At 67.8% G+C, this 26933-nt stretch carries 22 protein-coding genes and 1 pseudogene; 7 read left to right on the top strand and 16 right to left on the bottom strand.

The window, feature by feature from the left end:
* Window positions 1-281 (top strand): annotated as a pseudogene (locus IEY73_RS33525) (hypothetical protein); the annotation flags it as partial.
* On the opposite strand, the gene IEY73_RS11905 reads toward IEY73_RS33525, so the two are convergent.
* On the bottom strand, window positions 216-467 hold the full coding sequence (locus IEY73_RS11905) for a DUF4190 domain-containing protein (RefSeq protein WP_189079216.1): 252 nt from the start codon (window positions 465-467) through the stop codon (window positions 216-218). The pseudogene IEY73_RS33525 and the gene IEY73_RS11905 sit on opposite strands and share 66 nt — an antisense overlap.
* 175 nt (window positions 468-642) lie before the next feature.
* The gene (locus IEY73_RS11900; RefSeq protein WP_189079215.1) at window positions 643-3495 is read right to left on the bottom strand and encodes an NACHT domain-containing protein; all 2853 of its coding nucleotides are present in this window, start codon (window positions 3493-3495) and stop codon (window positions 643-645) included.
* 138 nt (window positions 3496-3633) lie between these two features.
* Between IEY73_RS11900 and IEY73_RS34550 the strand changes: the two genes are divergently transcribed.
* Window positions 3634-3999, top strand: a complete 366-nt coding sequence (locus IEY73_RS34550; protein ID WP_505744144.1) for a VapC50 family PIN domain-containing toxin — start codon at window positions 3634-3636, stop codon at window positions 3997-3999.
* Here IEY73_RS34550 and IEY73_RS11895 read toward each other — a convergent pair.
* Together IEY73_RS11895 and IEY73_RS11890 are read right to left on the bottom strand one after the other, a co-directional pair.
* Window positions 3947-4348, bottom strand: a complete 402-nt coding sequence (locus IEY73_RS11895) for a PIN domain-containing protein (protein WP_189079214.1) — start codon at window positions 4346-4348, stop codon at window positions 3947-3949. The two genes, IEY73_RS34550 and IEY73_RS11895, sit on opposite strands and share 53 nt — an antisense overlap.
* Window positions 4333-4590 carry a type II toxin-antitoxin system Phd/YefM family antitoxin gene (locus tag IEY73_RS11890; protein WP_189079213.1) on the bottom strand — a complete coding sequence of 86 codons (258 nt, stop codon included), beginning with the start codon at window positions 4588-4590 and terminating at the stop codon, window positions 4333-4335. The genes IEY73_RS11895 and IEY73_RS11890 overlap by 16 nt, the downstream gene beginning before the upstream one ends.
* Before the next feature lie 268 nt (window positions 4591-4858).
* Here IEY73_RS11890 and IEY73_RS11885 point away from each other — a divergent pair, with 268 nt between their 5' ends.
* From IEY73_RS11885 to IEY73_RS11875, 3 genes are all read left to right on the top strand, one after another.
* Window positions 4859-5209 (top strand): type II toxin-antitoxin system RelE/ParE family toxin, encoded by a 351-nt coding sequence (locus IEY73_RS11885; protein ID WP_189079212.1) that lies wholly within the window; start codon window positions 4859-4861, stop codon window positions 5207-5209.
* A gap of 3 nt (window positions 5210-5212) precedes the next feature.
* Window positions 5213-5512 carry a helix-turn-helix domain-containing protein gene (locus IEY73_RS11880; protein ID WP_189079211.1) on the top strand — a complete coding sequence of 100 codons (300 nt, stop codon included), beginning with the start codon at window positions 5213-5215 and terminating at the stop codon, window positions 5510-5512.
* 575 nt (window positions 5513-6087) lie between these two features.
* Entirely contained in the window at window positions 6088-6741 is a 654-nt protein-coding gene (locus IEY73_RS11875; RefSeq protein WP_189079210.1) for a hypothetical protein, read from the top strand.
* A 24-nt stretch (window positions 6742-6765) separates the two neighbouring features.
* Here the strand turns inward: IEY73_RS11875 and IEY73_RS11870 are convergent, their stop codons facing one another.
* The gene (locus tag IEY73_RS11870) at window positions 6766-8136 is read right to left on the bottom strand and encodes a M14 family zinc carboxypeptidase (RefSeq protein ID WP_189079209.1); all 1371 of its coding nucleotides are present in this window, start codon (window positions 8134-8136) and stop codon (window positions 6766-6768) included.
* A gap of 148 nt (window positions 8137-8284) precedes the next feature.
* A complete protein-coding gene (locus IEY73_RS11865) occupies window positions 8285-9883 on the bottom strand; it encodes a cellulase family glycosylhydrolase (protein WP_189079208.1) in 1599 nt (532 codons plus the stop codon).
* A 216-nt stretch (window positions 9884-10099) separates the two neighbouring features.
* On the opposite strand from IEY73_RS11865, the gene IEY73_RS11860 reads away from it, so the two are divergent.
* Window positions 10100-11554, top strand: a complete 1455-nt coding sequence (locus tag IEY73_RS11860; protein WP_229715767.1) for an ATP-binding protein — start codon at window positions 10100-10102, stop codon at window positions 11552-11554.
* A gap of 109 nt (window positions 11555-11663) precedes the next feature.
* Here the strand turns inward: IEY73_RS11860 and IEY73_RS11855 are convergent, their stop codons facing one another.
* The 9 genes from IEY73_RS11855 to IEY73_RS11815 all read right to left on the bottom strand — a co-directional run bounded on the left by IEY73_RS11855 (window position 11664) and on the right by IEY73_RS11815 (window position 24429).
* Window positions 11664-11879 carry a GntR family transcriptional regulator gene (locus IEY73_RS11855; RefSeq protein ID WP_268240437.1) on the bottom strand — a complete coding sequence of 72 codons (216 nt, stop codon included), beginning with the start codon at window positions 11877-11879 and terminating at the stop codon, window positions 11664-11666.
* 25 nt (window positions 11880-11904) lie between these two features.
* Window positions 11905-13800, bottom strand: coding sequence for a DUF2075 domain-containing protein (locus IEY73_RS11850; RefSeq protein ID WP_189079207.1), 1896 nt, complete (start codon window positions 13798-13800; stop codon window positions 11905-11907).
* Window positions 13801-14058: 258 nt separating this feature from the next.
* Window positions 14059-14670: a YdeI/OmpD-associated family protein gene (locus IEY73_RS11845; protein ID WP_189079206.1), complete on the bottom strand. Its 612-nt coding sequence runs from the start codon at window positions 14668-14670 to the stop codon at window positions 14059-14061.
* 131 nt (window positions 14671-14801) lie between these two features.
* On the bottom strand, window positions 14802-16544 hold the full coding sequence (locus tag IEY73_RS11840; RefSeq protein ID WP_189079205.1) for an AIPR family protein: 1743 nt from the start codon (window positions 16542-16544) through the stop codon (window positions 14802-14804).
* 2 nt (window positions 16545-16546) lie between these two features.
* Window positions 16547-19750, bottom strand: a complete 3204-nt coding sequence (locus tag IEY73_RS11835; protein WP_229715766.1) for a helicase HerA domain-containing protein — start codon at window positions 19748-19750, stop codon at window positions 16547-16549.
* Window positions 19747-20370: a hypothetical protein gene (locus IEY73_RS11830; protein WP_189079204.1), complete on the bottom strand. Its 624-nt coding sequence runs from the start codon at window positions 20368-20370 to the stop codon at window positions 19747-19749. Before IEY73_RS11830 ends, IEY73_RS11835 begins: the two co-directional genes overlap by 4 nt.
* Before the next feature lie 1901 nt (window positions 20371-22271).
* Window positions 22272-22469, bottom strand: a complete 198-nt coding sequence (locus IEY73_RS11825; RefSeq protein ID WP_189079203.1) for a hypothetical protein — start codon at window positions 22467-22469, stop codon at window positions 22272-22274.
* Between the two features lie 259 nt (window positions 22470-22728).
* Complete coding sequence (locus IEY73_RS11820) at window positions 22729-23475, bottom strand: ABC transporter permease (RefSeq protein ID WP_189079202.1); 747 nt, start codon at window positions 23473-23475, stop codon at window positions 22729-22731.
* 3 nt (window positions 23476-23478) lie between these two features.
* Complete coding sequence (locus IEY73_RS11815; RefSeq protein WP_229715765.1) at window positions 23479-24429, bottom strand: ABC transporter ATP-binding protein; 951 nt, start codon at window positions 24427-24429, stop codon at window positions 23479-23481.
* Window positions 24430-24480: 51 nt separating this feature from the next.
* On the opposite strand from IEY73_RS11815, the gene IEY73_RS11810 reads away from it, so the two are divergent.
* A complete protein-coding gene (locus IEY73_RS11810) occupies window positions 24481-25035 on the top strand; it encodes a PadR family transcriptional regulator (RefSeq protein ID WP_189079200.1) in 555 nt (184 codons plus the stop codon).
* A gap of 47 nt (window positions 25036-25082) precedes the next feature.
* Here the strand turns inward: IEY73_RS11810 and IEY73_RS11805 are convergent, their stop codons facing one another.
* A complete protein-coding gene (locus tag IEY73_RS11805) occupies window positions 25083-26891 on the bottom strand; it encodes a CocE/NonD family hydrolase (RefSeq protein WP_189079199.1) in 1809 nt (602 codons plus the stop codon).
* Window positions 26892-26933 lie beyond the last annotated feature (42 nt).

Raw genomic sequence — 26933 nt, 5'->3', positions numbered from 1 at the left:
TGTGCGGCGAGCCGTGGCCGTGCGAGTCGGGCAAGCGGCGCATCTCGCGTGACCTGGACGGCCCGGAGCGCGCCCGGTACATGGCGGGCCGACTGTATGAGGCGGTCGGCGACCTGGCCGACGTGGACCCGCGGCGGCTCTATGTGCGGTTCCTGTCGTGGACGTGGTACGAGCCGATGGCCAGGGAGTCTGCGGACGCCCGGCCGCCGGTGCCGTCACGGGGCGGTGGTGGCGATGATGCCCAGGGCGATGATGCCGAGCAGGATCCCGGCGGCGGCTAGGCCGTAGCCGCCGGTGTCGTTGCGGCGGATGTCGAGGATGGAGCAGCCGCCGACGATGATCGTGAGCACCGCGAGGGGCAGGCCGAGCGGGGCGAGCACGAAGAAGAACAGCGCGGCGAGGCCGAGCACGAGTGAGGCGATGGCCCATCTGCTGGTGCGCTGCCGTGCGGCGGTTCCGCTGGTCATGATCGAGTCCTTCCGAATCCCTCGGTCCCGGGTTCGAGTCCCGCCCGCCCCACGATATGGCATTCACGAAGAATGTCCATTTCGTGCTGACCGTGAGGCATGCTTTGAGCTGCGGACATGCTCAAAAGGCCAGAGTTCGAGTCCCGGCAGTCGGCTGGGCCGATATGACGGCGTGCTAGTCGTTCTCAGGCATTAGCTTCCGGAGTTGTTCTCCGATCGGACGGCGACTCAGCGTCGGCAGAATGTCATCGCGCAACGACATTATGAGCTGGGGTTCATACGCTGCGACGTGAGCCAATGCTGCAGCAAGCACGGCTGCCACAGGAGGAGCGTCGAGGGCCTGCTCGATCGCGGCGACGTCGTCAGCCGTGGTTTCACCGACGCGACCGCGACGCAGGGCGGCTGCGGCCGTTTGGAGTAACACAGTTTGGCTTCCTCTGACCGGTGCGGTGTTGATCTCGTCGTCGAAGTTGTCCCATCGGAGATCGCCGCCGGACTCTGGGGCAGGCGTATTGCGGGCTTTGACGAATCGCAGACTCCGGACGTCGGTATGTGCCCGCAACTCGTCGGCTATCCCTAGAACGACCTGTTGCAGGGCGAGCGCAGTGGCCTGGGACGTAGGGGCGGCGCTGAGCGCGTCGCGCAGTCGGTCGGCGACTGCTGTTCGTTGGTCGTCGCCGGTGTTGGCGTAGCGCACCAGCCGTTTGGTGATCGCCGCGAGGTCCGGTGGGCTGGGTTCCCAGAGGACACGCATGCCGTGGCGCAAGAGGCGGTCGCGGAATCGGGGTTGTGAGCGGGCCATTCCGTCGTCGATCACGTCAAGTGCCAGCCGTGGGCCTACCGGCACCACGTCGCCGAGGCGATGAGGGGTGTGGTCGTCGACTGTTTCAATGAGCCCGGTTACGCCTTCGTGCTGGTGCCGCTGTGGGGTGGAGAACAGCCTCCCGGCCGCGAACAGCCATGTGTTGCGCCAGAACGGGCTCGCGGCGGCGGCGCGGAGCCGGACGAGTACGTCGTCGAGCGGGCCGGAACTCAGGTGCATGCCAGCCATGAGTTCCTGTAGCGATCGGACGTCAAAGCCGTACCCTTCGTCGCCTCGGGGCGCGATCAGGACGAGCCTTTTGGTGGCGGCGTCGAAGATCTGGTCCAGCAGCGGCGCGTCTTTGCCGGCGGGTTGGAATCCGGAATCGTGCAGAACCTGCCACGTGAGCTGGCGGAGTTCTTCGCGGGTGAGGGTGGCGTAGGAGCGGTGCCCTGATTCGCTGCGAATCTGCAGTTCGAAGCCGACGGCCTCGTGCAGGAGTTGGATTTGAGGACCGTGCTCTTGGAGGATCTTGTGCAGTCCCGCCGGCTTGTCGCGTTCTCGTTTGAAGACGGTGTCGTAGTAGGTGCGGAACAAACTGTAGCGGTCCGGGGCGAGTTGGCCAGCGCCGTCGATGATGATGGTGAGGATCAGGACTTGCAGCGGGGTCCGCAACAGGTGTTGCAGGGCTTCGTCGGCGGCGGCGGTGCGTAGGCGTTTGCGGACGCGTTCAATGCGGTCGAGGTCTTTGCCAAGACGGACGCGAGTCGCGAGGTCGCCGTAACGGACAGCTTCGGTCAATTCGAGGTCGTCGAGGTCGATGCGTTCGAAGTGGTTCGGTGCGATGTTCTCGGTGTAGCCGATCGGGCGGGTCGTCAGGACCACCATCATGTCGCAGTGGTTGGCCTCGGCGTCGTTGACGAACTCGGTGACGCGAGCGATCAGGCGTTTGCGGATTTCCGGTTCGGTGACTTCGTCAAGTCCGTCGAGCACGAGCATCCAAGGCCAGCGGGTCATCCAGGTCTTGAGCGTCCATGCTGTGACGTCGCCCATGTCCGAACGACGTGAGACCTTGTGTGCGATCCACTTCAGCAGCGTCGAGTCGTCGTTGAGGCCGCCTTCCTGTGCGTAGGCGGCGAGATCGATACGCATAGGCCAGCGGCGGTTCCGGGGCAGCTCGCGCCCGAACCGACCCAGGGCCGCCGCTGTGCCACGGATGACGGCGCGGTGGTCCTGGCTGAGTGCGTCGGAATCGTGCAGCATCGCCGCGCGGAACGCTTGGACCAGGAACTTGGAGATGGTCGTCTTGCCGTTGCCCGGGGCGCCGGTGATGATCAGATGCCGTGGTGGATCCTGAATGGTGAGGCCAGGCTTCAGCACATGCTCTGCGCGGTCGAGCACATACTTGACGACGCTGCTCCGATGCGGGCCAGAGACTGAGGTGACGGGCAAGTCGATGACGATCTCGTGCACCGGGATGCCGCGAACATCCCCGCTACCGGCTTCGTCGAAGTAGATCAAACCTTCGCCGGCCAACGCGGTCTTGGCGTGTTCGCGCAGCCCAGTCTCGAGGTCGTGCAGCGGGATCCTGTCAGAGAACTGCCGCAGCGCGGTGAAAACATCGCCCGCAGTGAGGAAGCCGGGGAACGCGTCACGGATTCTTGGATGCAGGTTGAGCAGGGCATGGACCTGGTTGCCGTCCCACACGCGAACCTTTCTGATTCGCGCAAGTCGCTGCAGCCGTGCTTTCCGCCGACCGGCGGCGTCTCCGGCGATGTCGCGGCTGGCGTCCTTGAGCTTGGTGAGATAGCCGTCGATGTTGGACTGGAGAACATCATGCCCGCCGACATTGGGGAACGGGGTCAGCAGCACGTTCGTGATGACGATCAGGAAGTCAGGAACAGTGGTGCGGTCACCGTCCGGGTCCGACCAGGCTTCGAGTTCCTTACGGACCTGGCCCCACAGCCAGGCCGCATTCTCCTGATGCTCGCTCAAGGGCGAGGCCATGTGCTTGACCTGCAGAACGGTGTAGCCGTCCCATATCTCGCCGGGCAGGTCTTTCGTCATCTGCCAGATGAGCTGACCCCGGTGATACAGGTCACGACCACCGTCGCGGCCGGCTCCCATGACCTGGACTCCAGGACCGAAGTGCGCTACCGCTAGGCAGGCTGCCAAGTCCTGAAACCCGGTCGGGCCAAGCCGTTCCAGTTCGCCGTTCACACCCACGTCTTCTCCATCGCCGGGCCTGCCAAGCGAAGACCCGTCGACAGCCTACGTAAGCACGTGGTGAACCGGCGGCGCGGCCACGCTGAGTTCGACCAAAGATGACCAGGACATGCCTGGCCTCGGCCATGTGGCCCATCAATTCCACGTTGCCCAGCGACTTTCCGCGAGCGGGCCCTCAAGCCCTACGACATCGCAGCCATCCATCCCGACGACTTCCTTCTCGACCAACTCGATCTCTACCCCGGCCTGACCATGAACGTGCTTCGTCACCAAGCCGCGTCCTACCGACGAGCGCCGAATACCCTGCTAGAGATCCTCGTCCTTCTACAACGCACCGGCGTGCCCAAATTCGCGGCTGAAGTACGACGCCATCTCGACCCCCTGGCCTGCGAAATCGCGCGGGCGGGCGTGGCGTTGAGCGAACCGCGAGCGCGTCGTAAACGGCTGCTACCTATGGAACGTCGATGGAAAGGACTCCAGGAAGCCCGGCGAAGCCAGCCTTGAGGTCGCCAGTCAGGACGGTTCGCCCGGTCTCGGCGGCATGGGCCGCGATGATGAGATCGTGAGCGCCGCGCGGGGTGCCGGTTCTGCGCACGTGGGCGATGAGGCGGGCATGCTGGACAGCGGTCATCTCGGTGTAGGCGAGGACGTCTACCGCACTTTCGATCGCGGCCAGGGCGCGGGCCCGCGACGCGGCACGTTCGGCAGTGTCGGCCAGCTCGATCCCGACTCGGTATTCAGCGATGGTGATCGCGGCGACGGCGAGCTCGTCGTTGTCGAGGGCTGACTGGTCGATCGTGCCGCGCTCGTACGCGATCAGGACGTTGGTGTCGAGGATCAGGCGTCGGCCCACGGGTCACCATGCTGGGACTCGAGCAGGGCAACCGCCGCTGCGATGTCGTCGGCGAACCGGTCGTCGGGTTCGGGGATCCCGGCAAGGGCGGCGCGGAGGTCAGCACCGGTCCGGCGGCGGGCCGGCCCGATCTCGGCCACAGGGTGGTTGCCACGGGTGATGGTCACGGTCTCCCCGTGCTCGATTGCGTCGAGCAGATCGGAGAAGTTCCGTGATGCCTCGGTGGCGGTCATGGTCCGCATACCACCACGGTATCTGATTATCAGATTTAGGGTCCAGCGGATAACGTCAGGCGATCCCTCCGGACCTTGATCTGGTCAAACGTCCCGCCAACGGATCGCCATACACGGTGACGGTGCGGTTCGCATGGCGCATCGTCCGGTCCACTCCACGCCTGACCTGCGTGTTCATGCTGGTCAAAAGTGGCATTGCGCGAACCAGCGCCGTTGTCCGTGGTCCGGTTGACGGTAGGGCTCGCTTCCCGGTTCGGCACGATATAGCATCTCTGCTATGGCGTGGGGAGCTGTTGAGCTGGAACCAGAGGTGGAGAAGTGGCTGGAAAGCCTGCCGACCGCTCACTTCGCCCACGCGGCGTTTTACATCGATCTGCTCTCTGAGCAAGGGTCGCTGCTGGGCGAGCCCTACACCAAGCAGCTCGACCGCAAGCTGCGCGAACTGCGATTCCACCTGGATCGCCGCGCAGTTCGGATCACGTACTGGATCGCCACCGACAGGAGGATCATCCTGTTGACGGTCTTTCACAAGGCGCGCATGCGGGACGAGCGGGAGATCGACCGGGCGCGCCGGGCATTGGCGCGGTGCATCGATGAGGCGCACGAAGTCGTAGACGAGGAAGGCTAGGTCATGAGCGAAAGTGGCGGTTGGGCCGCGATGCGGGAGCGGCGGTTGTCTGAGCCCGGTGCCGCTGAGGCGTACGACGCGGCGCGCCTGGCATTCGAGCTCGGGCGTTCCGTTCGGGAGCTTCGCGAGCGCCGAGGTTGGAGCCAGACTCAACTTGCTAAGGAATCGGGAATGACGCAGTCCGCGGTCGCCCGATTCGAGGCTGGCGGGACCGTTCCGACCTTGATGGTGCTGGAGCGGCTGGCAGCGGCGCTGGACGTGAGTCTCAAAGTGGGGTTCGAGCCGCGCGGTGCGGCCGCTTGAGCCGGCCGGTACTCGCGCCACAGCGTCCAAACCGCTCAGGACGGGCCGTGGTTGACGCGAGTCACCTCCTCCCACGCCCAGGCAACCACGAGGCCACGTCACCCGTTCGGACGAAGTGTGCGATTGACGACTATCGGTGACTCCCTACGGCCGTCGAGACGTCGCGCGGGTCGCGATCCCATCTCCGTCATCGGGCTCATCTCACATTCGTTGCCTGGCCATCTGCACCTCTCGGTTTGGTCGCGTTCGGTGACGAGGTTGAGACTGGGCAGGCGGCGCCCGACAAGCGGATGGCCGCGCGCCGCGGGCCGGGTTTGAGAGCCTCGGTCTGCGCCATCGACCACCTGAGCGCGGTGGTGCCCGCCGGGTGTCGCTCCTCGTGGTAGGTGTCGAGCAGGCTGTCCGGTGCGCCGGCCTTCGGTTCTTCAGGACGTCAACCCTGGGCTAGCTGGGCAGCATGTTCGGGGCGGCGACGGTACGACGAGGACGCTATGATCCTCTGCCATGTCGTCGCGCGCTGCGCTTGCGGGGAAGTGCACATGAGACTTCGCGGGGTGCTCGCAACCGCAGCCGTCATGGTCACCGTCGGCTGCGCCGACGCGGGTCACGACCGGGCCGACACCGTCGACCAGCCGGCACCGCACGGTGATGGTCAGCAGACATCGGCTCGTGAGGTGTCCGCGGCGAAGGCGAAGGACGCTCTTCTGACCGTGACTGACCTGCCGACGGGCTGGAGTGCCAAGCCCGACACTTCGTCGTCCGCCAAGGGCTCTCTCGACGATGACGGCGATGCGCAATGTCCGAAGTATGCGGCAGTCATCAGGAAGACCGCCGCGATGGATGACATTTCCGCAGGGTTCGTCTCACCGAGCGGCACGGACGTCGTCGAGGGCATCCTGCCGCTGACCGAGCCCGCGGCGCGGGAATTGGTCACCGAATACTCCGATGCCGTGACCGCCTGCCAGAAGATGACGAGTACGACGGCCGACGGAGTTCCCTACGAGCTGTACCTGACCGCGTTGTCCTTCCCGAAGCTGGGCGACGACACGTTCGCCCTGCGTACCACGGCCACGCTGTCCGGCATCACGATCAATGTGGACTTGGCCCTCATCCGGCGTGGAGGTGCCCTGATCTTCGTGGTCCAGACGGCGCGGGGCGCGATCGACACCGCGACGACCCAGGACGTCGGCCGCCGGGCGCTGGCCAAGATGAACGCCGTCGCGCCCTGACCATCGCCCGCCGGCCGTTGCCCGTCAGCCGCCGGTCGGGTAGGGGTGAGCCGCGGCGTTGCCCAAGGCCATGAAGGCCGGCAGGTTGAGGTTCCAGAACGATGTCATGCAGGAGTACTGGGGGAAGAAACCGCTGCACGAGGAGCCGTTGGGGCCGACCTCGATGGTGAAGCCGGGGACGCCCAGCGTGCCGTAGATCCAGTCGTCGGTGGCGCCCGGGGCGAAGTAGTTCAGGCCGCCGTCACCGTGCACCGCGTCGTACCCGTTGGCACGGCTCATGGTGGTGGCCATCGCCCTGAGGTCGGTGTTGTTCGGCGCGAGCGAGTTGGTCCAGCCGTACGGGTAAATGTTCAGCTCGGCGTAGCTGTGCAGGGTGAGGAACGTACCGGTGGTGGCGGTGGTGGCCGCCGAGAAATCGGCGGTGGGCTTGGTGTCGCGGTAGATCTGGCTCAGGAACGTCTGGATGCCCTGGGTTTCCGGTTCGCTGGCGGCACCGGCGCCGGGATAGGTCTCGCTGCACCGGGTGCCCTGGTTGACGTCCCAGTGGTAGCTCGAGTTGCGATTGAGGTCGACACCGAGGCCGGTGCCCGTGCAGCCGTTGTCGTGGGCGTTCTTGCGTTGCGAGACCGGGCGGGTCGAGTTTGACGAGACGATGTCGACGCCGTCCGGGTTGGCGATCGGAATGACCCACAGCTCGGTGGTGTCCATCAGCCGCGTCACGGCGGTGTCCGTGCCGTAGTTGCCGACCAGGTAGTCGATCCAGCGGTACGCCAGCTCACCCGTGGCGAGTTCGCGGGCGTGCATCTGCGCCATGAGCGTGAACTTCGGCTTCGACCCGCTGGTGTTCAGGGCGCAGTCGCCGGAAGTGATCTTGGTGATGCACAGGGCCTGGATGTCGTGGCCACCGCGCCCCTGGGACTTCAGCCACGACCGCCCGATCGTCCGCAGCACGGCCAGGTCGGGATGGGCCGTGGCGACTTGCTGGTCGTGGGCCTCGTGCCCGGCGACGGTGTGGTAGCCGCCGTAGAACGTGTTCGCCGCCGCCTGGACCGATGCCGGAACCGGCTGGTACAGCGGCCCCGCGTAGCGCACCGTCAGCCCCAGGCCGCGCAACCGCCGGGTGTCGGCTGCGGTCGCCAGAATCGGTACGCCGTCGGTCAGTGGCCCTTCGAGCACGTCGTAGCCGCGCCGGGCGAGGTCGGCGGCCAGCCAGCGGGCGGTCGTGGACGGTGACGATGTGACGTCGTAGTAGGCCAGCTCGGTGGTGTCCGGGACGGCCGCTGCGGCACCGCCGGGCGTCATGAGCCCGGTGCCGAGGGCGGCGAGCAGCACGCCTGCTCCGAGGGCGATCAGCCGTCGGGGACGTGACCACGGGAAGAGCGAGAACCTGATCATCGGTACCTCGATCGTGAGGGCGACGCATCGCGCGTCGAGCTAAGCATCCACGATCTTCTATGAAAGCGGTTCCGTCAATGAGCCGGCGTCACGCCGGGCGCAGGCCCCGGGACTGCCTCGCGGCGGCCCCGGGGCCCATCGGCGTTGGTCAGTTGCAGGTGGTGCCGTTGAGGCGGAAGCCGGTGGGGGCCGCCGCGTTGCCGGTGTGGTTGGCCTGATATCCGATGGTGGTCGAGCCTCCCGCCGGCAGGGAGCCGTTGTAGCCGGCGTTGGTCGCGGTCACCGTGCCGCTGGTCGGGGAGTAGGTGGCGCTCCAGCCGGAGACGATCGTCTGCCCGGCGGGCAGCGTGAAGGTCAGGGTCCAGCCGTTGACGGCGGCGGTGCCGGTGTTGGTGATGGTGATGTTGTTGGTCAGCCCGGTGTTCCACGCGTTGACCGCGTTGCCGACCCGACAGGTGCCGCCTGGCCCGGTCGTCGGTGGCGTGGTGGGTGGCGTCGTGGGTGTGGTGGTCGGCGGCGTGGTGGGTGTGGTCGGCGGCGGGGTGCTGCCGGCGGCGGTGATGATGGCGTTGATGATGCCCTGCTGGGTCACCGTCGCGGAACTGCGGTTGAACAGGCCGAAGCCGTACTGCCCGTTATAGCCGTTGTCCCAGTAGGCGGTGGCCGCGCCGTACTTCTTGGCGGTGGACACCAGAGCGCCGGCGAAGTTCGCCCGGTACGTGTTGTTGGCCGAGTCGAAGGTCGTCTTGTCGATCGAGCCGTATTCGCCGACGAACACCGGATATCCACGTACGACGAAGGCGTCGTGCATCTTCTTCAGCATGGTGTCCATGTAGTCTTCCTGCCCCCAGGTCGACGTCTTCGCCGGGTTCGTCGCGGCCGATCCCCATTGCGTGATGTTGCCGTCCTCCTGGCCGGTGAAGTCCCACGGATCGTAGTAGTGGACCGAGATCATGATCCGCTGCTCACCGCTGGGAATGGAGCTGGACCGATACTGGTCGGTGGGCAGCACGAAGCCGTAATCGCCGGCGGTGTATTCGATGTTGGTGTTCCAGCCCGGGACGAGCAGCCACCGCGACGCATTGGTGCCGCCGGTTCTGCGGACGGTGTCCACGAAGATCTGGTTGTAGGCGTTGATGTTCGAGTAGCACGCCGAGGTCGGATTGCCGTACTGCCCGTCGAACTCCTCGTTCATGGACTCGAAGATCAGGTGCTCGTTGTAGCTCTGGAACTTCGTCGCGATCTGCTGCCAGACCTTCTGATACTTGTCCTTGATCGTCGTCTGGTCGGCGGAATCGCAGATCAGCCAGGAGCCGGTGACCGTCTTGTAACCGTCGCCGTGCATGTTGATCAGCACGTAGAGGCCCTGGTTGTACGCGTAGTTGACGACTTCGGCGATCCTGTTCAGCCAGGCGGAGTCGACCGTGTAGTTCGGGCCGGCGCCGATCTTCCCCAAATAGGACACCGGGATGCGGATCGTCGTGAACCCCGAGGCCTTCACCCGGTTGATGAGGGCCTGCGTGACGACCGGGTTGCCCCACGCCGTCTCGCTGGGGATTCCGTTGGCGTTGGCCTCCAACTGGTTTCCCAGATTCCAGCCGGCGCCCATGTCGGCAACCAGTTGAGGAGCGGTCAGCCGGGCGGCGACGTCGGCCGATGCCGGCCGGGTGGCGCCGTACGCGGCGCCGGCGAAGGCCAGGGCGGCGGCGACGAACGCGACCCCGGCCCTCCTTGCTGTCGATCTCATGGAACTTCCTCTCGTACGGTCCGAGCGCTGGCACCGGCGGTGTCTCCGGTCCACGCCCCGCCGAGGGGTGTCACCTGGGCGCGCCAGCATGGCCATCGAAGCGCTTCGATGACGAATCGGTCAAGGGCTGGCGGATCGAGGATCTTGGCTGCGCGGGCGCCGAGAGTGCCGAGTTAGGTAGACTGTTCCGAAGTAAGATCCGATCTAGCTTCGGAGATGCCGATGTTCGTGGGGCGGCGCGCCGAGCTCGATCTGCTCGGCAAGGATCTGGACCGCGTGCGACGTACGGGCGAAGGCCGCGCCGTCGCCGTGCGCGGGCGTCGCCAGGTCGGGAAGTCCCGGCTCGTCCAGGAGCTCTGCGACCGGGCGGGCCTGCCGTATTGCTTCTACACCGCGGTCAAGGGCGCGTCGAGCACCGAATCGGTCGGCCATCTCCTCACGGACCTGCGCGACTCGTCGCTGCTCACCCCCGCCGGCCGAGACCTTCTGCCGACCCAGCCGCCTTCGGGTGGTTGGGGAGACATGCTGCGAACCTTCGCCGGCGTGCTGCCCGAAACACCGAGCATCGTGGTGTTTGACGAACTACCCTGGCTCGCCGAGCAGGACTCGACCTTCGATGGGCATTTGCAGGTCGCCTGGGACCGGCTCATCTCCGGCAAACCCGTTCTGCTGCTGCTTCTCGGCAGCGACCTGCACATGATGCAGCGGTTTACCGAGTATGACCGGCCGTTCTACGGCCGCGCCGCCAACATGGTCCTCGGCCCTTTCAACCTCGCCGAAACCGCTGCCGTGACCAGGCTGAGCGGCGCGGACGCCATCGACGCCCACCTGATCACCGGCGGATTGCCCGGCATCTGCTTGGAGTGGTCGCCGGGCGCGCCGCCCGCCGATTTCCTCAGTGCGGAGATCGCCAACAAGACCTCGGCGTTGTTCACCGTCCCGGAACAGTCCTTGGCGTCGGAGTTCCCCACCCCGGACGCCGCGCGGCGCGTTCTGGAAGCAGTCGGTGGGAGCGGCGGCCGCACGTTCAGCAACATCGCCGTGGCGGCGGGCGACCGTGGCGGACCGATCAGTTCCGGCACCCTGTCTCCGTTGCTTCACCGGCTCATCGACGAGAAGCGCATCCTCGCCGTCGACAGGCCCCTGTCGACCAAGCCGAGCAAGCTGGCTCAATACCGGATCGCCGACAGCAACCTGTGCCTGTACCTCGCCATCCTCCGTGACGTGCATCAGTTGGTCCTGCGCGACCGGACCGCTGCCGCCCGCGCCATGCTTGAAGCCCGCTGGTCCGCCTGGCGCGGAAACGCCGTCGAACCGCTCATCCGCGACGCGCTCGCCGTCGCCGCCGGTGCCGGGAAGCTGCCCTGGACCGACACGTGGGAAGTCGGCGGCTGGTGGAACCGGCAAGCCAACCCGGAGATCGACCTGGTCGGAGCCGACCGCATCCCGATCGCCACACGCATCGCCTTCGCGGGTTCCATCAAGTGGCAGGACGGCCCATTCGACCGGCACCATCTCGACGACCTGCGCCGCGACGCCCCGATGATTCCCGGATTCCAGCCCGGCACCAGTGGCCTCGCCATCGTCAGCCGCTCCGGGACCGACCTTCCCGCCGAGGCCGTCGATCTGATCTGGGGACCCGACGACATCGTCCGGGCCTGGTCCGTCTGAGCGACAGCCCCTTTGCTCCGCCGCGGACTCGGCCTCCGCGGTCTGGTGCTGCCCGTCGCGTCGCAGCGACCCTGTTCAGTCGCAGCGACCCTGTTCAGGAGCCGGAGAGTCAGGGCCGGTCAGGCCCGGCCGTAGGGCGGCGCGCCACGTAGGTCCCGCGTCCGACGACGGTCACCACCAGACCGCGTTCCCGCAGCAACTGGATCGACTTGCGGGCGGTTCCCCGCGCGATGCCGTACTGCTGCACGAGCCGGTTTTCCGACGGGACGGGCCGGTCCGGGAGAAGGTCGCCGGACTCGATGAGCGCCTGGACGGCGTCCGCCAGTTGCCGAGGCGGTGGTCGTGCGATGTCACTGATAGACGGTCTCCAGGGTGCGGCGCACCTGCACCAGCCTGGCCAAGAAGGTCCGGGTCTCGTGATCGGCTGCGTATATGACCGTTCCCCGCATGCCGCGCGTCAGCAAGACCTTGTAGGTGTTGCGGATCAACCGGTCCGCCTCGGCGTCGCTCACTGACCTGCGGCTCTTGAACGCAGGATCCTTGCATTCGTCCCGGCGGGTCACCAGACGCCCATCGCGTGCCACCAGATCCGGGCCGATGATGACGCCGGACCATTCGTACTCGAAGCCTTGCGCGGTGTAGACGCACCCGACCTGGCCGAAACCCGCAGGATCTGTTGCCCAGTAAGGGCTCCCGGGTGCTTCTCCCACGCTTCGGTTGTTCTTCACGTTCCACGGTCGTGACCAGCCGTCAAGATTGACGTCCTCGACGAGGGTCTCGTCGGGTCGGGGGTCGCTCCACGGCCAGCAGTAGCCGGCGGTCATCCGGGCGGTCTCGCCAGCCCCCTGCTTGGCGCTGAGAAAAGCCTCCATCTCTGCCGGGCTGTCGGCGATGCGCAGGTCGAAGCGTCCATCGCCGGTCCATTCCTCCGGCCGGCCGCCGTCGAGGCCGAGCAGGGCGAGGACCCATTCTTCGTACGCCTCGCTGCCGCCGCAGCGGAACTGGTCGTGCAGCGAGACCATCTCGACATCGAGATTCATTCGCTTCGCGTACGTGGTGATGATGTCGACGTCGCCGAGTTCACCCGGCTTGACCACCTGGTGTTCGTCGAGGAGGAACACCGGTACTCGGGCGGCGGCCAGGAGTTCCTCCACCTGTGCGCGGGCATCCCGGCGCTGCGCTGAGCGAGTGAAGCGGTTGATCGATGTCTCCCGGATCCGGTGTGCCTCATCGCAGATGAGCACCTCGATGCCGTTGCGCTCGGCTGTCATGAAACTGTTGAAGTACAGGAACAGATTCTTCAGCCGGGTGGATCCCTTGCCGGCGTAGCGGCGCAGGGTCTGAGTGAAGGACTTCGATCCGGTGGCGTGCAGGGCGGTATGACCCCGGCGGGCGAGCTCGCCGAGCAGGCTGAGCGCGATGACACTCTTGCCGCTGCCCGGCCCGCCGGCGACCACGACGACACTCTTGTGGTCCGCGCGGCGGGCGCGTTCCACGGCATGCAGCACCAACTCGTACGCCACCCGTTGTTCGTCGAGCAGGGTGAAGTGCGAGCGGTCCTTGAGTTCGCGGGCCGCGTACGTCAGGAGGTGCCGGCTGGGGCGGACGGTGCTGGAGAGAAAGCGGTCGGCCGGGGCCGCGCCGGGTTTCTCGGGGTCGAGGCAGCCGCGCAGGTGATCCAGGAAATCTGCGCGGCGCTGCTTGGTGAATACGTGGCTTTGTTCGGTGACGGGCCGGTCCAGCAGTTCGGACACGTCGCGGTCGACGGCGTTGTGCAGGTAAGCCGCCCCGCGTATCTGGTTGCCGTGGTCGGCGAGCAGGCCGAGGAAGTCGGTGAGGTATTCGCAATAGTCGCCGACCTGGATGCCCGGATGCAGCCGCGGACCGGCCACGTGCTCTACGTCCACCAGGGTGTCGGAGTCGTCGTAACAGGTGGCGTAGGACCACTGTTTGAGCTCGACCACAACGAACGAGTCCTCGCCGGTGCGGGGGTGAACGCCCGCCAACACGGCGTCGACACGCCGGCTGGTGAGTGGCAACTGGTATTCGACCAGTACCTCGACGTCGTTCAGGCCGGCATCGGCCAGATCCTGCGCCAGGATCGACAGACTGCGCTCCCACGACCTGCGTTCGGCGGGACCGACTCCGTGCCCGCTCACGCGGACCTGCTCGGCGACGCGGTCAGCGAGGGTGCCCTCGGTGGCCAGACGGAGAAGACCGGCCGCGGACACGCGGAACGCCGACATGGATGGTTGCCCCCGGGCAGCACGAATCGATCGTGCGGATGGGAGGCATATCTAGAAGCTGGAAGCCTGTCGGACCGCATACGGACACCGCAGACTGTAGCGGCATGGCCATCGGACGGCTATGAACCGGTCGAGTGACCGGTCAGTTCGCCGGCAGCTCATCCCGCCTTTTCCGGGCGACGTTTTCCGCATCTGCAGGCAAAATTTTCCGCGTTTGCAGGGCTCGAAGTTCCGATTCTGCGGGCATGCGAGCCCGCCTCAGGCGGACGGTCCGGTCTCGGGCTTCGCCTTCTGCGGGTGGATCGTCTCGTGCCGGGCCAGCATCGCCACGAACTCGCCGATCTTCCGTTCGCGGGTCTCCGCCCGCTTGACCGCGTTCAGCCGGTAGATCAGGGCGAACCGGTTGGTCTTGGTCAGAACGTCGAACATGGCCTGGGCGGCCGGTTCCGCCGCGACGGCCGCCGCAAGGTCCGCCGGGACCTCGGCCTCGGACGGCGGGGCGTACGCCGCGGCCCACCGGCCGTCCGCCTGGGCGGCTTCCACCGCCGCCCGCCCTGCCGGCATGATCCGCCCTTGCGCCGCAAGCCGGGCCACGTGCTCGACGTTGCGCTTCGACCAGGAGCTGCGGGCCGTCCGCGGGGTGAACCGGATCCACGAGGTCTGCTCGTCGCCCTTGCGACCCTGGCCGTCGATCCAGCCGAAGCACAGCCCCTCGTCGACGGCCTGCTGCCAGGTCAGCGTGGTGACGGTGCCGCTCTTCCTGGTCAGGGCGAGCCACACCCCGGAGGACGTGGCGTGGTGCTCGGCCAGCCACGCGCGCAGCCCGTCGGCGTCGGCAACGACAAGCTCGTCCAGCTCCGCTTTCCCCATGACGACACGCTAGCGGGCTCACGTCCGTGCCGAGAGGCAGGTGAGTGCGTGTTCGAGCTGATCGCGGCGGGGCTGCGTCGGGTGGTCAGCGTCGGACGACGAACCGGCGCGTCGTTCGTGGCCTGACCGGTTCAGGACGCCCCGTCGCCGCGGCGGCCCTCGGGGAGGACGGCAGAGCGTATGGCCTCGGTGAATCGGCGGTTGCGGACCATCTCGCCGGGAGGCACTCCCGCGGCCTCCTCCTCCGCCATGATCCGGTGGAATGTGGGCAGGAGCTTCACGACAGCCCGTTCGGCAGCACCGGGGTCCCAGACGAGCTCGACCATCCGGCGACACTGCTCGGCGGCGCGCCGTGGAGGGGACGCCAGCCGGTCCGGCCCCAGCATCTGCCAGCGCAGCGCTGCCATGAGGTGATAGCGGGCCGGCCGGAACGTCGTCCCGATCCGGCGTGTGCGCAGAAGCCACTCCATGCGGTAGTGCATTGCGGCCGCAACGTAGTACGGGTCCGGTAGATGCTCCGGCTGGAAGAGCTCGCTGCGGCGCTGCGTGGTCAGATCCCGGTAGTGGCCGACTTCCGACGGCGCGCCGAGAAACATCGCCGCGTATGCGCGGGTGAGCTGCGCGCGGTTGATCACCCTGGTCTTTTCGACGTCCTGCCGGGTCGCGTATTGCTTGGACCGTCGCTCGTACCAAAGCCTGCGGGACGGTTCCTGTGCGGCGAACCAGTCCTCCAACCGCTTGTGGAAGTCTTCCCGGGAGGAGAGATCGTCCTCGCTTACCGCAGTCTGCCGATTCGTCGCCGCGATGATGCCGGCGATGACCTCCTCATCCTCGCTGTGCACCACCCGGACGCTGATCTGCACGTCGTCGGAGAGCCGGTCCCGCTCGTCGAACAGCACGTGGCAGGTCTGGCAGCCGTTGACGACCTGGAAATCGCGGATGTGCACCTCGTCGCCGACAACCCGGAGCTTGCGGGTGACGATGGTGACGCCGTTGTTGAGCACCGCGAAACGACGGTGGCCGTGCTCGTCCCGGACCGTGTCGCGGATCTGGCCGTTGACGCCGTTGTAGCCCTGGAAGTCCCGCACATTCTCATGGAACAACGCTTTGCGAATGTGCCCGGTCGGATCGGTCAACACCTTGGCCACCAGTTCCTGCGCGGAGAGCAGACCAAGCAGGGACTGCTCGACGCCCGGCATTCGCGGCAGCGAGAGCTTCTTCGGCATGTCGAACGTCGCGGGTACGGCCTGGGTCGCCCGCTTGTACAGCTCACAAAGCTCGTCGCGGGTGACACATTCGATCTCGACGGAGTCGAACCGACCCGGCCGCATCAGGTTGCGCGTGGCCGACGCCGACTTGCGATGCAGCATCTCTGCTACCTGATTGCCGGTGGTGACGTAGCGGACATGCAACCGAGGCCGGCCGCCGGAGAACTTCGCGATATTGGCGTATACCGCGTCGAGGCAGGTGCGCAGGTTTTCCACGTCGGGCGACGCCGGGTAGGGTAATTCACCGGTGCCGACCACGTGGGAGAGGTTGTCTGCCAGGTCGGCGATCACCTTCGTCTCGAATTTCGGACTGGTCTTGGCCTGCACCACGATGATGTGCACATCCAACTGCCGGGCCTGTTCGGTGGCCGCCCGCACCTCGGCCGCATCGCGCAACAGGACACCGTTGACCAGGATTCCGCACACATCAATGCCGTAGTCGTTGCCGCCGCCCATCCGGAACACGTCCGGTGGAAATCCACCCTCGTAAAACGAGCTGAGCACGCAGAAGCCGGCAAACGCCTCGAACGCTTCGTCTGGAGCGAGCGCGTCGAGGTCATGGTCGGCTTGGAACTGCTTCACCAGGCCTTCGACGACGATGTCCACCTTTACTCCTTCGTACGTCCGTGGTGGCCGGGCTCGGCGCGGGCGCGGGCCAGCACCTCTTCGGTGCTCAGTGCGCTCGCCGGGTGATACGACAGGCACATCGGGACGGACACCTTGCGAAACGGCGTGCCCTCCCCGACGGCGTAGAACTGGCCGGCCTCCAGGCGGGCGATCTCCAGCACCGCGCTGCCCTTGGCCGACGCGATCTCCCGGGCCGCGGCGATCTGGACCGGGCTGTTCAGGAAGCCGTAGAACTGTGTCGCGGCATTGCCGATGACGCGGTTGTGGATGCCCTTCGGCGCCTGCGTCGCGAAGATCAGCCCCAACCCGTACTTGCGGGCCTGGCTGGCCAGCGCGAGCGTGCTCTCGGTGCAGGCGGTCATCGGCCCGGACGGTACGAAGGTCTGCGCCTCGTCCATCACGAACAGTCCGCCGAGCGGCCGATCGCCGGCCGGATGCTGCTTGATCCAGGCGAACAGGGCCATCTGAAGCTGGTTGACGAAGCTCTGCCGATGCTCGTCGTTGGGCAGCCCGATGAGGCTGACGACGGAGATCCGGGCGCGTTTGCCCGGTGCGGGGGTCAGCAGCGCGCCCGGGTCGAGGGTTTCCCCGGCACCGCCGAACATCGGATCGTTGACCATCGCGGCCCGCAGCGTCTCGGACATGTCCGCGGCCAGTTCGCGCGCCCGCCCGAGCGAGGCCGCTCCCTCCGGCAGGTCGCCGAGCAGATCGACGAAGCGGGACAGATCACCGTTGCGGGTACGCGCGAAGTAGTCCAGTGCCTGGCGGAGAACCGCCCGCCCACGGTCCGCCTTCGCAGTGTTCCCGGCCATGCGCGCACGCGGGGCGAGCGCCGCGACGGCGGTGTCCAGGGCAAGACCGAACTCGTCCGTCTCGTCCAGCACCGCCGCGAAGTCCGGCAGCGGCTGGAAACTGACCGGCCGCCCGGCCGTACGCCGCGGTGTCCACACCACCACGTCCGTACCGTCCAGATAGGTCGCGGCCAGGTCGGCATCGCCCGGACGCCAGGTCTTCGGCGGTTCCGGCCAGGCGTCGCCGAGCCGCGCGAGGTCGTTGTTCGGGTCCAGCACGATGGCGGAGACGCCGTGCAGCGCGCACTCCTCGATCAGCCGGCGGATCAGGACCGTCTTGCCCGATCCGGACCCGGCGAAGATCACCGCGTGTTTGCGCAGGGATTCCAGCGGTGCGCGCACCGGCTCGCCGGTGTCGGTCGCCGTCCCGAGGTCCAGATCGTCACCGCCACGGTCCTGGAAGCTCTCGGGCGCCGCGGCCACCGATGATTCGACCGGTCCGCGCAACGGCTCCGGCTCCGGCTTCTCCACCGCTCCGTCATCGGGTGGCGGGCCGAAAATCTTGGTGAACAGGGCGGTGGTACCGGCCGGGCGTCGTGCCTGCAACCAGTCCGGCAGTGCCGGGTCGTGCTCGTCGAGCAGCTTGGCGAGTGCGGCGAAGGTCCGCAGGTCGTCCGTGGACACCGCGGTCAGCATCCCGCCGCGGTTCAGATAGTCCTGCTTCATGCGCTGGCTGACCTTGCCGTTCGGCCAGGCCGCGTTGCGCAGCAGGACGGCGTGGCGCTTGGTGATCGCCGGGTCGAGGTTGACGAAGCTGAGCAGGCGCCGCAGCCGGGCCTGCACCGCCAGCGCGTTGGGATGCGACAGCGCCCGGAACGACCAGTGGGCCTCGTCCTCGGTGTCCTCGTCCAAGGTTTCCCGCAGCCATGCGTGCATCGACGGATTCCCGTCCTCGCCGGCCTGGACGCCGTACCGGCCGCGGCGCTCACCCTGCTCGAAAGTCCACGCCCGCAGGCCCGCGACCAGCAGCCGGGACATCTCCCGGTCCTCGGTGGCGGGTGCCAGAGCGGCGTCGACGGTCGCCTCCTCGCGGAGCCGGGCCAGCCGTTCGTCGAGGACGCTCAGCCGGGTCGACGGCGTCGCCGCAGCGGCCCGTACGGGCTTCGGCTCGGCCTGGTCCAGGTCGGTGAGCGGCACCACCTCGTCCGCCGCCAGGCAGGCTCGCACGTGCTCGTCCACTCGTTGCAGCAGGCCGCGCGGCGTGAAACCCGGCGCGGAGCGGAACGCTTCCGGGACCACCGGCCAGGTCGGGTACGGCGGTGTGAAGCCGGCCATCTCGAAGTACGGCGCGAACCGCCCGGCGACCAGCTCGGCGGCGATCTCGGCGGACGGGAGCCGGGCGAGCCGGGTCTCCGCCCGGAACCGCCCGCCCACCGAGGCGACGGCGTTGCGTTCGATAAGGTTCCAGGACGTCAGGAGACACGCGACCACGGTCACGGTCCGGCTCAGCACCTCACGCATCTGCATCAGGCCGTGGCCGAGGTCGGCGGCCAACTCGACCGGCTCGTCGACCGTACGGCCGGATCCGTCGTCGACCGTACGGCCGGATCCGTCGTCGACCGCGGACGTGCGGGCCTGTGCGAAGACCGGATCGATCTGGTCGACGGCGAACAGGGTCGCCCCGGTGCAGGCGATGATCCGGGAGAGCTCACCGGCCACCTGCTGCGGCGGCGCCACGGTCCGCGGCACACCCCAGCGTTCCAACCCGACCGAGGTCTCCTCCTGTGCCGAGGTCAGCCAGTTCTCCGCCAGGTCGTTGGCGCTTTCGTCGGACGAGGCCAGCATGACCAGGGTGCGGAGCGTGTGCCGGCATTCGCGTCCCACCTCGGGCTCGGACCGCCGGAATGCGGAGATGAAATGATCGAGGGCCTCCGGCGTCAGAGAATTGTCGCCGCGCACCCGGAGCCGCAGATCATTCGGAATCCCGGCGATCTCGCTGAGCCGTTCGAGAAGCACGGCGAGCTGCGGATGCCGGTACGATCCGGAGCGGTGCAAACCGCGCAGCAACGCCGACACCACGCTCGGCCAGAACGATTTGCCGTCGGTGATGCCCATCAGGAAGAAGTAGCCGTGGTGGCGCTGCTGGACCTGTTCCCGGGCCCACCGGATGAGGTGCGTCTTCCCCGCCCCGTGCCGGCCGTGCACGACCAGCCCGACGGGACTGGCACCGGTGCTCTTCTCGGCGCCCTCATAGGCGCGGACGACGGCGGCGCCGACGTCGCCGTTCAACCCGTCGATGTGGAAGTCGAGGCGGGACCAGACGTCATCCTGGGTCGGCGCCCAGTCCAGCCGGCGCAGCTCGTTGAGCGCCTGCCGCTCGCGCGGTTCGATCATGAGCGGCCGATCGTGATCAGATGCATGTCCTCTCCGCCGAGCCGGATCGCGGCCGCCTTCGCGCGATCGCTCAGCGCCATCCGGTGCGGATCGGGTTCCAGTTGGATCGCCCGTTGCCGGTCCAGCTCCAGCAGCGCCTCGTCGAGGCGCTGCCGCGGAACGTCCGGCAGCCCGTCGCGTAGCCGAGCCAGACTGACCAGTTCTCCGGGAGCGCCGGCCAGTTCCCCGTACGCCTGCCGGATCCGCTCCTCGACGGTGTGCGACCCGGGGTCGGTGTCGGTGAAGATGTCGGAGAGCTGGTACCGGTTTTTACTCATCATGGCGTTGAGGTGGCGGAACGTGCCGTAGAGCAGGTGCCACGCGGCACCCACCCCGGCGGGCGGTGCCGACGTCAGCTCGTCCCGGCCACGCGCCCAGCCCTGGTCGGTCAGTTCGTGGAAGATCGCGCCGCGCAGCCCTTTTCGCCATGTGATCAGCTTTTCCCGGGTCAATTGATCACGCGCGGACTTCTCGATCGTGACGCGGTACAGCTTTCGAAGATCGGGATTCGATGCCTCGGTGACATGCAGCATCAAAGCGACCAAGGCCTGCCGGGCAGGCGTACTCAGGGCAACAGACATTGCGTTGATCTTCCGGCTCGGGAGTGCGGTCCGGACGCGCCGCACAGAGCATCATTGCCGCATCGGCGAATTCCCGCGAGCCCCCGAGGAGTATCGGCATCCGTATGGTGGCGTCTGGTTGCTGATATTCGCGATATATGGAGACGTTTCGCCGCCCGGCATCATCGTGACCATCTGGCGGCGGGTTGTTGCGTGTCGGCTGGGCCATGGTTGGTGGCGGGTTGTTGCGTGTCGGCTGGGCCATCGTTGGTGGCGGGTTGTCGCGTGCCGGCTGGGCCATCGTTGGCGGCGGGTTGTTGCGTGCCGGCGGGGGTGAGCCACACCGAGGGCTCCGCGGGCCGCGGCTGCGTTGGCGGCGCGCAGTCGATTGCAGGCAGGGCGGGCGATGCCGAGCGGCCCCGTCCTGTCGGGCCTTGCTGGGATTGGTTGACGGTCATTCTGTGGGGGATCCCCTCCGTGCCTTCGCTTTATCCCTCCCGTGCCTTTTGTTCCTCTGTGCCTTTTGTTCCTCCGTGCCTTTTGTTCCTCCGTGCCTTTGTCCCTCCATGTCTTTTGTCCATGGTACCTTTGTTTCTTCGGGCCTTTTGTCCCTTCGGGTCTTGGCCCGCAAGGCGGCGATCCAAGATGTCTGTATTCGCTCGCTCGCTCGCTCGCCCGATCCCGCTCGCCCGATCCCGCTCGCCCGCCGGACGGATGGGAAAAGCGGATTCTCATCGAGAATTGGTCGGATTTTTCATCCACGGAAAATGGCGTGAGGAGCGGATCATGGTGAGGTCGGATGGTGTCGTGGGAGAATTTTTTCATGCGGCAGCTTCAGCTTTTCACCACGGCCCAACTGGCCACCATGCGCGATAGGACGAAGCGCCGTAACTATTCGGCCGAGGCCGAGGAATTTCGTCGTGAGCATGCGCGGCACCGGGAATGGGGGCTGGCGCAACGACACGCGCGAAAGCTGTGCCGGCGGTACGGTCATGTGCCCGATGGCGCGGAGCTGATCGCGAGGTGGAACGAGCGGACGGCCGCCGCGGTCCAGCCGATCGAGCCGGGTTCGTCGCCGGATGGCCAGTCGCAGCGACCGGGGCCGGCGCGGACGGCGGCTGCCGGGCGGACGCTGCCGTGTCGGCCGTTGATTTCCGTTGCCGCGCCTACCGGGCCAACGGCCCTCGTGGCCGAGCTGTCCGTGGCAGAGCCTGCTGTGGCAGAGCCTGCCGTGGCAGAGCCTGCTGTGGCAGAGTCGGTCGTGCCCAAGATGGCCGCGCCGGAGCCTGCTGTGCTCGGGCCTGCTGTGCTCGGGCCTGCGGTGGTGGAGCCGGTCGTTGCCGGGCCGGTGGTGGTGGAGCCTGCTGTGCTCGGGTCTGCGGTGGTGGAGCCGGTCGTGGCCGGGCCAGGATGGGGTGGAGACGAGTCCGAGGTTGCTGGTCTGTGCGTGTCCGAGTGCGGGGCGGCCGAGTGCGGGCTGGCCGAGTGCGGGCCGGCCGAGTGGGGCAGGGTCGGAGCCGGGGCAGTTGAGCAGGGCTGGGTGGAGCCGGAGGTGGCCGGGCTGGTTGCTGTTGGGGCTGAGTCGGCGGGAGGGGACAGGGCCACAGTGAACCTTTTTCAACCCGGCGTCGATTCCGTCGGTTGCGCGCCGTCGACCAGCGGCGGCATCTGCCGGCCTGGTCACGTTGAAACCGGCCTGGTCACGTTGAAAAAGGCTCAGTCTTCCGGGGACAGCGCCGTTGTCGGCCGAGGCCAGAACGCCGGTGGACCGATAGGCGATGCGATACCCACCGGCTCGGGCTGGCGGGTGGCCGCCACGGGGAAGGCGCGGGGAAGGCGCGGGGAAGGCGCGGGCGGGTGCGCAAGGGGAATGGTGCCCTTGTCCCGCTGCTCGGTGCCGAGGGTTTCGCCGTACTGCCGCATCAGCGCGGTGTCCCAGGGGTCGCTCCGGCCACCGGTGCGGGCAACTGGGTGACGCCGGTGGCACCGTCGCCCACGCCCAGCGGGCCGTCCTGCAGACGCAGTGCGGGGATGCCCAGGCGGGTGTTGGCGGGGATGCACCCGGCGTACCCGCAGCCGCCCGAGCCGTGCAGCATGGTCAGCTTCTCGGTCTGGGTCATGACCGCGAGCAGCTCGTTCGCTTGGTCGGCGGGGGACAGGGCGGTGTTCGTCCAGGGCTGGTCGGCCGCTCGGGCGCGGGGGACGCGACGGCCAGCGGCACGGCGAGGACGACGGCCGCCAGGACGGCTTTGCGTAGCACGGGGAACTCCGAAGGATCGATGGTTCCAGCCTTGACGCTGCGCAATCGGCAGGGAAGGGCGCGCCGGTTCCGGGATGGTTCCGGAACCGGCGGCGGGGCTTGTCAGGCGGTGCGGCTTGTCAGGCGGTGCGGCGGCCGAACAGCCGGGAGCCGACCGCGAAGGAGATGCCGGCGAGGGCGACGGCGACCAGGCCACCGATGTAGACGGTGGTGCCGAGCTGCCCGGCGAACAGGGCGCGTGCCGCGTTGACGACGTAGCGCAGCGGGTTGAGACGCGCCAACAGGTCGAGCCAGGCAGGTCCACGGTCGATGGGCAGAAGGATGCCGGACAGCAGGAGCAGCGGGATGGCGAGGGAGTTGACGGTCGGGGCGAACAGCCACTCGTTGGGCAGGGCGAGCGCCAGCACGTACGACAGGGAGGCGAGCCCGATGCCGGTGATGAGGATGAGGGCGACGGAGGCGAGGACACCGAACGGATTCGCCGCCATGCCGAAGGCGTAACCCAGCACGATCAGCGGGACGGCCTGGATGACCAGGACGACCGCGTCCTTGAGGACCCGCCCGAGGAGGATCGCGAGGCGGCTGATGGGGGCCACGCGCAGCCGCTCCACGAAGCCGGACCGGATGTCCGGGATGAGGTTGAACCCGGCGAAGCCGGTGCCGAACAGTCCGAGCTGGAGCAGCAGCCCCGGCACGAAGAACAGCCACGGATTCCGCCCCCCGGGAAGCGCCTGGGTGAGCAACGGGCCGAACAGCAGCAGGTAGACGAACGGCTGGATGAGGCCGATGGCGATGCCGATCCGGTTGCGCAGGGCGAGGCCGAGCTCGCTGCGGAAGACGACACCGATGTCCTGGAGGGTGTGCACGGTTCAGACCTCCTGATGCGTGGCGTGGCCGGTGAGAGCGAGGAAGACGTCGTCGAGGGAGGGGTGCGCCACGCGCAGGCCGCGGACCTCGACGCGGTTGTCGTGCAGGGCCAGCACCACCCGGCTGACGAGCTCGTCGGCGTTCTGGCATCCGATGCGCAGCTCGTTGCCGTCGCCGTGCACGCCGCGCACGCCGGGCAGCCCGCCGACGGCGTCCCGGGCGCGCCCGGCGTCGCCGGTGAGGGCAACGGTCAGGACGTCGTCGCCGAGCTGCCGCTTGAGTCGTGCGGGGCTGTCCTCGGCGACGAGCCGTCCGTGGTCGAGGATCAGCACCCGGTCGCAGAGCGCGTCGGCCTCGTCGAGGTGGTGGGTGCTGAGCACGACGGTCGCGGCGGCGCGCCGGCGCAGGTTCCGGATGTGCTGCCACATCTCGGCCCGGCTGGGCGGGTCGAGAGCCGCGGTGGGTTCGTCGAGGAAGAGCACGGCGGGCGTGTGGATGAGGCCGATGGCCACGTCGAGCCGTCGGCGTTGACCGCCGGACAGGGTCATGGTGGGACGGTCGGCCAGGTCGGCCAGATCGAAGGTGTCGATCATCGCCTGGGCCCGCCGGGCCGGTTCGGCGAGGCGGTGGATGCGTGCTTGCAGCAGCAACTCGTCGCGGGGGGTCGCGATCGGCCGGGTGCCGCCGCTCTGCGCGACGAGACCGATGCTTCGCCGTACGCCGTGAGCGTCGCGCAGCAGGTCGTGTCCCGCGACCACGGCGCTTCCCCGGGTCGGCCGTTCCAGGGTGGACAGCATGCGCATGGTGGTGGTCTTGCCTGCCCCGTTGGGCCCGAGCAGACCGACGACCTCGCCGGGTGCGACGCGGAAGCTCACCTCCCGGACCGCGCCGACCGTTCCCGTCTTCGTCTCGAAGGACTTGCTCAAGCTCGTCGCTGCGATGACCGGCGTCACGAGGACTCCTATTTGTATACGAGTATCCGTATACGAAGGTAGCATGAGGGCATGCCGCTGCGCGCCACCGACAATCCGCTCGTGCTGCCCCTGCTCGGTCTGCTGCTGGAACAGCCCCGGCATCAGTACGCCCTGCTGGCCGCGCTGCGTGAGCGGTACCAGCACCTGCGCGTCCGCACCAGCTCCGTCTACACGCTTGTCAACTCGCTGCGCGACGCCGGATGGATCGAGCCCGCGGACGCCGCATCGACACCGGTCGCCTTCCGACTCACCGCGGACGGCGTCGCCGAATTCCGCGGTCGCGTCGTGGCGGATCTCCAGGACACGGACCCGGCCAACGCGACAAGGTTCATCACCGCACTCGCGTACGTGGGGATCCTGGACCGCGCAACCGCGAGGGACACGCTCGGCGGGCGCGTCGGAGCCCTCCGCCAGCGCGCGGCCGAACTGGAGAAGGCGGTCGGAGCGGCGGGCATCCCCGCCGTGCACATGATCGAGGTGGCCTTCTTCGCCTCGCAGACCCGGCACGACATCGCCTGGCTCGAACGGTTCAGAAACCAGATCGCCGATCCCGGCTACGACTGGCCGATCGACGCCCTCACATGAGTCGGGAGCGGATCGCGCGTCTGCCCGATCCGCTCCCGTTCGTGTCGTCAGTGCCTGCTGCGGAGGGTGAGCGGGAAGGTGCCCTCGCCGAGGTCGTCGAGCGTGCGGGTGTACTGCCTCAGGTACGTGTCCAGGAACGGTGACCTGTCGCCCTGCGTCGGCGCGTCGAACCGGGGGTTCTGCAGGGCCAGGTCCAGCCGCGCCCGGGTCACCGTGATCGTGTTGCCGCTCGGGGTGTCACGCCAGCTCCCACTGCCGATGGTCCCGATCTGCACGGCGAGCTGGTGGCCCGCCTCGAAGGTCCAGTCGGTGGACTTCAGGTCGAACGCGACCCGCCCCGCACGTTCGATCAGCGCCACGTTCTCGTCGAACATCACCGCGGTGCCGTCCGGGGCGACGTCCCACAGACGCACCATGACGTTGCCCGGCGCGTCCGCGTGCAGGGTGACCCGCGGCGTTGCGGTGATCCGCAGCCGCGACGATGCCGGTGTGGACCAACGGAGATAGCTGTGCGCATCGCCGGCCGCGGCCAGCGGCGCGAGGCTCCGGGTGGCGGGCGGGGCGGGATCCGTCGCGTGCTCCATGTCCCACTTCCGGTCGGCCAGAGCGGCAGGCGCGGCCAGCGTCGAGGCGACGCCGTCGTCGACATACTGCCCGTCCGGCAGCTTGGCCGGGAGGTACGACGTCGGCCGCGGCCAGCTCGATTGGGCGCGCCACACGCCGGTGCTGTCCTCGATGGCGAAGGCGGGATCGTGGACGGCCGGCCTGGCACCCTTCAGGTAGCGGTCGTAGAAGCGCATGACCTCCTCGAAGAATCCGGCGCGGCCCTGCAGGAGCTGCCCCTGCTCGTTGGTGTCGTTGCCGCGGACGTGCTCCCATTGCCCGAGCCAGCCCCGCTCGATGCCGCGGTGGTTGTCCAGGTACTCCTCGATGTCCTCCGGTTTGGTGTTGTTCTCGATGAAGCCCTGGGTGACGAACAGCGGCGTGTTCGTGCCCTTCGCCCTCGCCGCGAGGTTGCGGGCGCGCCAATACGGCGAATCAAGGTCGGGGTTGTTGTTGTTCGTCAGGTTGTCCGCCAGGCATTCCGGGTGGCTTTCCTCGTACGCCGCGTTCGCCTGGTAATGGTCGGTGTCGTCGGACAGCGGGTCCATCGTGGCGATCCCGTTGTAGGCGTTCGGTGTGCCTGTCACGTTGGGTCGCGGCACGCCGTTGCTGAACAGGTAGTTGTACATGTTCCACACCGGCTCCTGGGCCACCACGGCCTTCAGCGCCCGTAGTCGCAGGTTGTTGCCGACGAGGCCGGTCACCGCGTCGTACGACTTGCCGTACATGCCCACCCGGCCGGTCGACCAGGGCCGGGTCGCGGTCCATTGGATGGCGGCCCGCACGTCCGCCTGCTCACCGGGGCCGACCCAGTCGAGGCAGCCGGTGCTCCCGCCGAAGCCGCGCAGGTCGACCATCACGTACGTGTAGCCGCGGCGGAAGAGGTCGGTGCCGCTGGTGAAGTCGGCGAACCGGCTGGACGGGCCGGTCTGGCTCCAGCCCTCCGGCCCGGTCTGGCCGGCGTGCGCGAAGTAGGGTCCGACGGCGAGGATCACCGGGGTCCTGGCGTGCGGCGGCAGGTTCGCCGGTCGGAGCACGTCGGCGTGGAGCTCGGCGCCGCTGTCGTCGGCGGACGGGAAGTACGCCTCCGTCCACACCGCACCCTCGGGCACGCGAGGGTTCTCCTCGTGGGTGACGCCGGGTGGGTTCGACGCCGGGTGTCGAGGGGCGGCGGTGGCCGGGCCGCTCACCGCGAGGGTCGCAGCCACCATCAGCGCGCCGGCGGCGGCTGTTGCACGTCCGCGTGGGGTCATCTGCCTCTCCAGGAGATAGAGACGTATCTCTGAAGGCATAGA

Origin of the sequence: Mangrovihabitans endophyticus, assembly GCF_014646155.1 — a bacterium.
Classification (GTDB): domain Bacteria; phylum Actinomycetota; class Actinomycetes; order Mycobacteriales; family Micromonosporaceae; genus Actinoplanes; species Actinoplanes endophyticus.
This window is presented reverse-complemented; position numbering and strand designations above follow the sequence as displayed.

What these genes read in the sequence shown, in the direction of transcription:
- IEY73_RS11860 (WP_229715767.1), top strand. Translation starts at nt 10,100, where the DNA reads ATGCCGATGTTCGTGGGGCGGCGCGCCGAGCTCGATCTGCTCGGCAAG.
- IEY73_RS11850 (WP_189079207.1), bottom strand. Translation starts at nt 13,800, where the DNA reads ATGTCGGCGTTCCGCGTGTCCGCGGCCGGTCTTCTCCGTCTGGCCACC.
- IEY73_RS11845 (WP_189079206.1), bottom strand. Translation starts at nt 14,670, where the DNA reads ATGGGGAAAGCGGAGCTGGACGAGCTTGTCGTTGCCGACGCCGACGGG.
- IEY73_RS11905 (WP_189079216.1), bottom strand. Translation starts at nt 467, where the DNA reads ATGACCAGCGGAACCGCCGCACGGCAGCGCACCAGCAGATGGGCCATC.
- IEY73_RS11880 (WP_189079211.1), top strand. Translation starts at nt 5,213, where the DNA reads ATGAGCGAAAGTGGCGGTTGGGCCGCGATGCGGGAGCGGCGGTTGTCT.
- IEY73_RS11870 (WP_189079209.1), bottom strand. Translation starts at nt 8,136, where the DNA reads ATGATCAGGTTCTCGCTCTTCCCGTGGTCACGTCCCCGACGGCTGATC.
- IEY73_RS11825 (WP_189079203.1), bottom strand. Translation starts at nt 22,469, where the DNA reads ATGACCCAGACCGAGAAGCTGACCATGCTGCACGGCTCGGGCGGCTGC.
- IEY73_RS11865 (WP_189079208.1), bottom strand. Translation starts at nt 9,883, where the DNA reads ATGAGATCGACAGCAAGGAGGGCCGGGGTCGCGTTCGTCGCCGCCGCC.
- IEY73_RS11875 (WP_189079210.1), top strand. Translation starts at nt 6,088, where the DNA reads ATGGTCACCGTCGGCTGCGCCGACGCGGGTCACGACCGGGCCGACACC.
- IEY73_RS11810 (WP_189079200.1), top strand. Translation starts at nt 24,481, where the DNA reads ATGCCGCTGCGCGCCACCGACAATCCGCTCGTGCTGCCCCTGCTCGGT.
- IEY73_RS11835 (WP_229715766.1), bottom strand. Translation starts at nt 19,750, where the DNA reads ATGATCGAACCGCGCGAGCGGCAGGCGCTCAACGAGCTGCGCCGGCTG.
- IEY73_RS11805 (WP_189079199.1), bottom strand. Translation starts at nt 26,891, where the DNA reads ATGACCCCACGCGGACGTGCAACAGCCGCCGCCGGCGCGCTGATGGTG.
- IEY73_RS11885 (WP_189079212.1), top strand. Translation starts at nt 4,859, where the DNA reads ATGGCGTGGGGAGCTGTTGAGCTGGAACCAGAGGTGGAGAAGTGGCTG.
- IEY73_RS11890 (WP_189079213.1), bottom strand. Translation starts at nt 4,590, where the DNA reads ATGCGGACCATGACCGCCACCGAGGCATCACGGAACTTCTCCGATCTG.
- IEY73_RS11830 (WP_189079204.1), bottom strand. Translation starts at nt 20,370, where the DNA reads ATGTCTGTTGCCCTGAGTACGCCTGCCCGGCAGGCCTTGGTCGCTTTG.